Raw genomic sequence first — 5,367 nt, 5'->3', positions numbered from 1 at the left:
CTGATAGTCAACTGATTATCAGCATCACAAAGCAACACTCGTTAATTCGAGAGTTACCTCTTTAGTAATAGAGAGATTTGCGATTGCTGAGCCAGGTTTAGGGTTTTCTCAAAACCCAAGCAGTATTGAACTGAAGAGTTTGATCATGGCTCAGATTGAACGCTGGCGGCAGGCCTAACACATGCAAGTCGAGCGGATGAAGGGAGCTTGCTCCCTGATTTAGCGGCGGACGGGTGAGTAATGCCTAGGAATCTGCCTGGTAGTGGGGGATAACGTTCCGAAAGGAACGCTAATACCGCATACGTCCTACGGGAGAAAGCAGGGGACCTTCGGGCCTTGCGCTATCAGATGAGCCTAGGTCGGATTAGCTAGTTGGTGAGGTAATGGCTCACCAAGGCGACGATCCGTAACTGGTCTGAGAGGATGATCAGTCACACTGGAACTGAGACACGGTCCAGACTCCTACGGGAGGCAGCAGTGGGGAATATTGGACAATGGGCGAAAGCCTGATCCAGCCATGCCGCGTGTGTGAAGAAGGTCTTCGGATTGTAAAGCACTTTAAGTTGGGAGGAAGGGCAGTAAGTTAATACCTTGCTGTTTTGACGTTACCGACAGAATAAGCACCGGCTAACTTCGTGCCAGCAGCCGCGGTAATACGAAGGGTGCAAGCGTTAATCGGAATTACTGGGCGTAAAGCGCGCGTAGGTGGTTCGTTAAGTTGGATGTGAAAGCCCCGGGCTCAACCTGGGAACTGCATCCAAAACTGGCGAGCTAGAGTACGGTAGAGGGTAGTGGAATTTCCTGTGTAGCGGTGAAATGCGTAGATATAGGAAGGAACACCAGTGGCGAAGGCGACTACCTGGACTGATACTGACACTGAGGTGCGAAAGCGTGGGGAGCAAACAGGATTAGATACCCTGGTAGTCCACGCCGTAAACGATGTCAACTAGCCGTTGGAATCCTTGAGATTTTAGTGGCGCAGCTAACGCATTAAGTTGACCGCCTGGGGAGTACGGCCGCAAGGTTAAAACTCAAATGAATTGACGGGGGCCCGCACAAGCGGTGGAGCATGTGGTTTAATTCGAAGCAACGCGAAGAACCTTACCTGGCCTTGACATGCTGAGAACTTTCCAGAGATGGATTGGTGCCTTCGGGAACTCAGACACAGGTGCTGCATGGCTGTCGTCAGCTCGTGTCGTGAGATGTTGGGTTAAGTCCCGTAACGAGCGCAACCCTTGTCCTTAGTTACCAGCACGTTATGGTGGGCACTCTAAGGAGACTGCCGGTGACAAACCGGAGGAAGGTGGGGATGACGTCAAGTCATCATGGCCCTTACGGCCAGGGCTACACACGTGCTACAATGGTCGGTACAAAGGGTTGCCAAGCCGCGAGGTGGAGCTAATCCCATAAAACCGATCGTAGTCCGGATCGCAGTCTGCAACTCGACTGCGTGAAGTCGGAATCGCTAGTAATCGTGAATCAGAATGTCACGGTGAATACGTTCCCGGGCCTTGTACACACCGCCCGTCACACCATGGGAGTGGGTTGCTCCAGAAGTAGCTAGTCTAACCTTCGGGGGGACGGTTACCACGGAGTGATTCATGACTGGGGTGAAGTCGTAACAAGGTAGCCGTAGGGGAACCTGCGGCTGGATCACCTCCTTAATCGAAGACATCAGCTTCTTCATAAGTTCCCACACGAATTGCTTGATTCACTGTAGAAGACGATGCTGTAACGCGGCGACCCTGTTATAGGTCTGTAGCTCAGTTGGTTAGAGCGCACCCCTGATAAGGGTGAGGTCGGCAGTTCAAATCTGCCCAGACCTACCAATTCAGGTGCAGATGCTTACGGGGCCATAGCTCAGCTGGGAGAGCGCCTGCTTTGCACGCAGGAGGTCAGCGGTTCGATCCCGCTTGGCTCCACCATTACAGCTTGATCGTAAAGAGTTCAGAAATGAGCGCTTCAGGGTGATCCTGTCGAGTGCTGATTTCTGGTCTTTTGACCGGTAAGAAAATCGTTCTTTAAAAATTTGGATATGTGATAGAAGTGACTAACAGCGTGTTTCACTGCACGTTGTTAATCAAGGCAAAATTTGTAGTTCTCAAGACGCAAATTTTCGGCGAATGTCGTCTTCACGATTGAGACAGTAACCAGATTGCTTGGGGTTATATGGTCAAGTGAAGAAGCGCATACGGTGGATGCCTTGGCAGTCAGAGGCGATGAAAGACGTGGTAGCCTGCGAAAAGCTTTGGGGAGTCGGCAAACAGACTGTGATCCAGAGATCTCTGAATGGGGGAACCCACCTAGGATAACCTAGGTATCTTGTACTGAATCCATAGGTGCAAGAGGCGAACCAGGGGAACTGAAACATCTAAGTACCCTGAGGAAAAGAAATCAACCGAGATTCCCTAAGTAGTGGCGAGCGAACGGGGACTAGCCCTTAAGTTGATTTGAGTGTAGTGGAAGGCTCTGGAAAGTGCCGCCGTAGTGGGTGATAGCCCCGTACACGAAACGCTCTTATCAATGAAATCGAGTAGGACGGGGCACGAGAAACCTTGTCTGAACATGGGGGGACCATCCTCCAAGGCTAAATACTACTGACTGACCGATAGTGAACCAGTACCGTGAGGGAAAGGCGAAAAGAACCCCGGAGAGGGGAGTGAAATAGAACCTGAAACCGTATGCGTACAAGCAGTGGGAGCCTACTTTGTTGGGTGACTGCGTACCTTTTGTATAATGGGTCAGCGACTTATATTCAGTGGCGAGCTTAACCGAATAGGGGAGGCGTAGCGAAAGCGAGTCTTAATAGGGCGCTTTAGTCGCTGGGTATAGACCCGAAACCGGGCGATCTATCCATGGGCAGGTTGAAGGTTAGGTAACACTGACTGGAGGACCGAACCGACTACCGTTGAAAAGTTAGCGGATGACCTGTGGATCGGAGTGAAAGGCTAATCAAGCTCGGAGATAGCTGGTTCTCCTCGAAAGCTATTTAGGTAGCGCCTCGTGTATCACTGCTGGGGGTAGAGCACTGTTTCGGCTAGGGGGTCATCCCGACTTACCAAACCGATGCAAACTCCGAATACCAGCAAGTGTCAGCACGGGAGACACACGGCGGGTGCTAACGTCCGTCGTGAAAAGGGAAACAACCCAGACCGTCAGCTAAGGTCCCAAAGTTATGGTTAAGTGGGAAACGATGTGGGAAGGCTTAGACAGCTAGGAGGTTGGCTTAGAAGCAGCCATCCTTTAAAGAAAGCGTAATAGCTCACTAGTCGAGTCGGCCTGCGCGGAAGATGTAACGGGGCTCAAACCATACACCGAAGCTACGGGTTCATCCTTTGGATGAGCGGTAGAGGAGCGTTCTGTAAGCCTGTGAAGGTGAGTTGAGAAGCTTGCTGGAGGTATCAGAAGTGCGAATGCTGACATGAGTAACGACAATGCGAGTGAAAAACTCGCACGCCGAAAGACCAAGGTTTCCTGCGCAACGTTAATCGACGCAGGGTTAGTCGGCCCCTAAGGCGAGGCAGAAATGCGTAGTCGATGGGAAACGGGTTAATATTCCCGTACTTCTAGTTACTGCGATGGAGGGACGGAGAAGGCTAGGCCAGCACGGCGTTGGTTGTCCGTGTTTAAGGTGGTAGGCTGGTTTCTTAGGTAAATCCGGGAAATCAAGGCCGAGAGCTGATGACGAGTGTTCTTTTAGAACGCGAAGTGGTTGATGCCATGCTTCCAGGAAAAGCTTCTAAGCTTCAGGTAACTAGGAACCGTACCCCAAACCGACACAGGTGGTTAGGTAGAGAATACCAAGGCGCTTGAGAGAACTCGGGTGAAGGAACTAGGCAAAATGGCACCGTAACTTCGGGAGAAGGTGCGCCGGTGAGGGTGAAGCATTTACTGCGTAAGCCCATGCCGGTCGAAGATACCAGGCCGCTGCGACTGTTTATTAAAAACACAGCACTCTGCAAACACGAAAGTGGACGTATAGGGTGTGACGCCTGCCCGGTGCCGGAAGGTTAATTGATGGGGTTAGCGCAAGCGAAGCTCTTGATCGAAGCCCCGGTAAACGGCGGCCGTAACTATAACGGTCCTAAGGTAGCGAAATTCCTTGTCGGGTAAGTTCCGACCTGCACGAATGGCGTAACGATGGCGGCGCTGTCTCCACCCGAGACTCAGTGAAATTGAAATCGCTGTGAAGATGCAGTGTATCCGCGGCTAGACGGAAAGACCCCGTGAACCTTTACTATAGCTTTGCACTGGACTTTGAGCTTGCTTGTGTAGGATAGGTGGGAGGCTTTGAAGTGGGGACGCCAGTTCTCATGGAGCCATCCTTGAAATACCACCCTGGCAACCTTGAGGTTCTAACTCTGGTCCGTCATCCGGATCGAGGACAGTGTATGGTGGGTAGTTTGACTGGGGCGGTCTCCTCCCAAAGAGTAACGGAGGAGTACGAAGGTGCGCTCAGACCGGTCGGAAATCGGTCGTAGAGTATAAAGGCAAAAGCGCGCTTGACTGCGAGACAGACACGTCGAGCAGGTACGAAAGTAGGTCTTAGTGATCCGGTGGTTCTGTATGGAAGGGCCATCGCTCAACGGATAAAAGGTACTCCGGGGATAACAGGCTGATACCGCCCAAGAGTTCATATCGACGGCGGTGTTTGGCACCTCGATGTCGGCTCATCACATCCTGGGGCTGAAGCCGGTCCCAAGGGTATGGCTGTTCGCCATTTAAAGTGGTACGCGAGCTGGGTTTAGAACGTCGTGAGACAGTTCGGTCCCTATCTGCCGTGGACGTTTGAGATTTGAGAGGGGCTGACCTTAGTACGAGAGGACCGGGTTGGACGAACCTCTGGTGTTCCGGTTGTCACGCCAGTGGCATTGCCGGGTAGCTATGTTCGGAAAAGATAACCGCTGAAAGCATCTAAGCGGGAAACTTGCCTCAAGATGAGATCTCACTGGAGCCTTGAGCTCCCTAAAGGGCCGTCGAAGACTACGACGTTGATAGGTTGGGTGTGTAAGCGCTGTGAGGCGTTGAGCTAACCAATACTAATTGCCCGTGAGGCTTGACCATATAACACCCAAACAATCTGCCCTCAACGCAGAGGGTGTCGATGGTGAAGTCGACAGAAAGCCGAAAATTTGCGAGAGCTACAAGCCTCTATCACGTATCCAAGGGATAGCGCCTAACCGCGACATCCCAACCGAATTGCTTGACGACCATAGAGCGTTGGAACCACCTGATCCCATCCCGAACTCAGTAGTGAAACGACGCATCGCCGATGGTAGTGTGGTGCTTCACCATGTGAGAGTAGGTCATCGTCAAGCTCCTATACGAAACCCCAGATCGCTAAAGCGGTCTGGGGTTTCTTCTTTG

2 tRNA genes and 3 rRNA genes are annotated in these 5,367 nt (G+C 51.9%); all 5 read left to right on the top strand.

Annotation, left to right across the window (positions count from 1 at the left end):
• Positions 1-127 precede the first annotated feature (127 nt).
• The 5 genes from P3C50_RS24125 (at position 128) to rrf (ending at position 5,318) form a co-directional block, all read left to right on the top strand.
• Positions 128-1,664: ribosomal RNA gene (locus P3C50_RS24125) — 16S ribosomal RNA — on the top strand.
• 88 nt (positions 1,665-1,752) lie between these two features.
• Positions 1,753-1,829 (top strand) — tRNA-Ile (locus P3C50_RS24120).
• 20 nt (positions 1,830-1,849) lie between these two features.
• A tRNA-Ala gene (locus P3C50_RS24115) sits at positions 1,850-1,925 on the top strand.
• Positions 1,926-2,171: 246 nt separating this feature from the next.
• Positions 2,172-5,064: ribosomal RNA gene (locus P3C50_RS24110) — 23S ribosomal RNA — on the top strand.
• A 138-nt stretch (positions 5,065-5,202) separates the two neighbouring features.
• A 5S ribosomal RNA gene (gene rrf / locus P3C50_RS24105) occupies positions 5,203-5,318 on the top strand.
• The 16S, 23S and 5S rRNA genes sit together here with 2 tRNA genes alongside, the layout of an rRNA operon.
• Positions 5,319-5,367: the final 49 nt, after the last annotated feature.

Origin of the sequence: Pseudomonas sp. Marseille-Q0931 (assembly GCF_940789645.1) — a bacterium.
Taxonomy (GTDB): Bacteria; Pseudomonadota; Gammaproteobacteria; order Pseudomonadales; family Pseudomonadaceae; genus Aquipseudomonas.
Note: the sequence above shows the minus strand (reverse complement) of the source record. Positions and strands in the feature narration are given on the sequence as shown.